The following is a 2,600-nucleotide window of genomic DNA, read 5'->3' as shown; positions in this document are numbered from 1 at the left end:
TGAAGAGGTGGAAAGCAACTACGAAGTCGAGGGTGATCTGCGACGATTGGAGGCAATGAACATCAAGCGATTGATGGACATTGGCTGTTATCGCGGTCGGCGACACCGCATGGGGCTACCTGTGCGAGGGCAACGAACACGCACCAATGCCCGCACTCGGCGCGGTGGTCGTCGCACGGTGGCAGGTAAGAAGAAGGCACCCAGCAAGAAGTAAGCCGTAAGTTGGTTGTAGTGTAGGGAAGATAGTTCTAGGGCATTAGTGGAGTAGGTGGCATGGCAAAACAGCCGACAAAAAAGGTTGGGGCTAGGAAGCAGCGGAAAAACATACCGAATGGTATAGCGCATATTCAATCAACCTTCAACAATACAATTGTTACCATTTCAGATACGAATGGCGAGGTGGTTTCATGGGCATCGTCTGGTTCTAGCGGGTTCAAAGGCGCAAAAAAAGGAACCCCGTATGCCGCTCAGACAGCTTCAGAGAACGCTGCACGCCGAGCAATCGACCAGGGTATGCGTCAAATTGAAGTTATGGTAAGTGGCCCTGGCTCGGGTCGAGAAACCGCTATCCGAGCGTTGCAAGCTGCTGGTCTAGAAATCACGCTAATTCGGGATGTAACACCGATTCCGCACAATGGTTGCCGCCCTCCCAAACGGCGTCGTGTGTAGTGTTGGCATTGGTGACAGTAGGTTTAGCAGTAGGGAGGTTGCCTTGTGGCACAGTTTCAGGTTGAGTGTGAAGACACAAAAATAGATAAAGATCAAAGTCAGTATGGCAAATTCATTATCAGTCCTTTGGAGCGAGGCCAAGGGACAACGATCGGGAATTCGTTGCGGCGAGTGTTGTTATCTAACCTAGAGGGGACGGCAGTCACTGCTATTCGCATCGCTGGCGTTAACCACGAGTTTGCGACTGTGCCTGGAGTGCGAGAAGACATTCTGGATATCATGCTGAACATGAAAGGGGTTGTCTTCAGAAGCTATACCTCACAGCCTCAGATTGGCCGCCTAGTAGCCCATGGGCCGGCACGGCTTACCGCCAGCTACTTTGACTTGCCATCAGAAATTGAGCTGATTAATCCAGATCATCCCATAGCAACGCTGTCCTCTGGTTCTACCTTAGAGATGGAGTTTCGAGTTGAACGAGGCCGAGGATATCGGGCGATCGATCGCTCTAATGATGAAGCTGCTGCTTTAGATTTTCTTCAGATTGATGCCGTATTTATGCCAGTGCGCAAGGTTAACTATACGGTTGAAGATGCTCGGGTGGGCGGCTCCATGGAAAAAGATCGCTTGATTATGGAAATTTGGACTAATGGTAGCCTGACCCCTCAAGAAGCGCTCAGTCAAGCGGCTAATATCTTAGTGGATTTGTTCAATCCTCTGCGGGATATTTCGTTTGAGCCGACTGAGGACATTGATGATGGTACAGAGAATCCCAACAGTCAAATTCCAATCGAAGAGTTGCAGCTCTCTGTACGTGCCTATAACTGCTTGAAGCGGGCACAGATTAATACGGTTGCAGACTTACTGGTCTATACCTATGAAGACTTGTTGGAAATTAAGAACTTCGGTCAAAAATCAGCCGAAGAGGTGACTGAGGCATTGCGTAGTCGCTTGGGGATCACATTGCCTCAGGAGAAGCCAGCCAAGGGTTAGTTCAATCTAGTGTTGTAGCGGAAGAAGTTTTATGCGTCACCGTTGTCGTGTTCCTCAGTTAGGTAAGCCTGCTGATCAGCGTCGTGCTCTCCTCAGAGCATTGACAACCCAGCTTATTCGGAATGGTCGCTTGACAACTACAATGGCTCGCGCCAAAGCAGTGCGCACAGAGGTTGATCGCATGATTACCCTTGCTAAGGACGGTTCTTTAGCTGCTCGTCGCCGAGCTTTAGGTTACATGTACGACAAACAGCTTGTTCATGCTCTGTTTGAAAATGTGCAGGAGCGTTACGGCGATCGCAACGGCGGATACACCCGCATACTGCGGACTGTGCCTCGACGGGGAGACAATGCTGAAATGGCTATAATCGAGCTGGTTTAATAGCTTTGAATCTTGGCCTCTGACACTAACAAATTTGATGCATAGCAGGATGCATAGTGGGGTAGTTTTTGCTGCCCCATTGCTGTCTCTAAGGAGTCTTAACAAGCTACTAGCGGTATGGATGCTGATACAACACCAAATCTACACCGGGTAGCCCTCGTCATTCAATACGTGGGCACTCACTTTCATGGGTGGCAGCGACAACCGAACCAGCGAACTGTGCAAGAGGATTTAGAAACAACTATCGCCACAGTCCTTGGCCATCCTGTAACTGTACACGCTGCTGGGAGAACAGATACAGGAGTTCATGCAGCCGCACAGGTCGTGCATTTTGACTCAACGGCCTTGATCCCCCCCCACCGCTGGGCAGATATTCTTAATAGCCGTTTACCTGACGATATCCTAGTGCGTGCTTCAGCCCCTGTACCACTGGATTGGCACGCTCGATTTTCTGCTTGTTGGCGACGCTATCGATACACCCTCTACACAGATGCCACTCCTAACTTATTTGTTCGCCCGTTTGTGTGGCACTACTATTACGCACCGTTGGACATAACGC

General features: G+C 50.0%; 5 protein-coding genes. All 5 read left to right on the top strand.

All coding sequences use genetic code 11. From position 1 onward, the window contains the following. A partial coding sequence (gene rpsM, locus NZ772_17110; protein MCS6815276.1) for a 30S ribosomal protein S13 occupies positions 1–214 on the top strand: 214 nt, incomplete at its 5' end. 59 nt (positions 215–273) lie between these two features. Then, the gene (gene rpsK / locus NZ772_17105; protein MCS6815275.1) at positions 274–669 is read left to right on the top strand and encodes a 30S ribosomal protein S11; all 396 of its coding nucleotides are present in this window, start codon (positions 274–276) and stop codon (positions 667–669) included. Between the two features lie 45 nt (positions 670–714). Further along, positions 715–1,659, top strand: coding sequence for a DNA-directed RNA polymerase subunit alpha (locus tag NZ772_17100; GenBank protein ID MCS6815274.1), 945 nt, complete (start codon positions 715–717; stop codon positions 1,657–1,659). A 31-nt stretch (positions 1,660–1,690) separates the two neighbouring features. After that, positions 1,691–2,041: a 50S ribosomal protein L17 gene (gene rplQ / locus NZ772_17095; GenBank protein ID MCS6815273.1), complete on the top strand. Its 351-nt coding sequence runs from the start codon at positions 1,691–1,693 to the stop codon at positions 2,039–2,041. Positions 2,042–2,158: 117 nt separating this feature from the next. Further along, positions 2,159–2,600, top strand: a 442-nt coding sequence (locus tag NZ772_17090; GenBank protein MCS6815272.1) for a tRNA pseudouridine(38-40) synthase TruA, incomplete at its 3' end; no start/stop codon positions are given.

The sequence above is a fragment of the Cyanobacteriota bacterium genome, from assembly GCA_025054735.1.
Taxonomy (GTDB): Bacteria; Cyanobacteriota; Cyanobacteriia; order SKYG9; family SKYG9; genus SKYG9.
This window is presented reverse-complemented; position numbering and strand designations above follow the sequence as displayed.